Origin of the sequence: Pseudomonas sp. HY13-MNA-CIBAN-0226 (assembly GCF_040310305.1) — a bacterium.
Taxonomy (GTDB): domain Bacteria; phylum Pseudomonadota; class Gammaproteobacteria; order Pseudomonadales; family Pseudomonadaceae; genus Aquipseudomonas; species Aquipseudomonas gregormendelii.
This window is the reverse complement of sequence record NZ_JBEOPS010000211.1, coordinates 1-277: the sequence shown is the minus strand read 5'-3', so window position 1 is coordinate 277 and position 277 is coordinate 1. Positions and strand designations below refer to the sequence as shown.

The window sequence follows — 277 nt, the reverse complement described above, 5'->3', positions numbered from 1 at the left end:
CCTCCTGCACATACAGCAGATGCCGTGTCGAGACGTCGCGCGCCTGCTCGGCCCGCCCCTCGATGATGGCCAGGTACAAGTCCCGGTGCTGATTGATCAACATGTCGCGGGTCTCGGTACGCTGCTGGTACATGCCACCAATATTCGTCACCACGTTACGCTTGAGCAGGTCGAACAGCCCACGAATGGTGTGCAGCAACACGGCGTTATGACTGGCTTCGGCAATCGCCAAGTGAAACCTTGCATCCGCAGCGCCCTCCTCCACTCGGCTCACCTC

The 277-nt window shown here is 60.3% G+C and carries 1 protein-coding gene; it reads right to left on the bottom strand.

The genetic code is table 11. The features are described 5' to 3' along the window. Positions 1 to 277, bottom strand: a 277-nt coding sequence (locus AAEZ05_RS28450; RefSeq protein ID WP_350649923.1) for an FCD domain-containing protein, incomplete at both ends; no start/stop codon positions are given.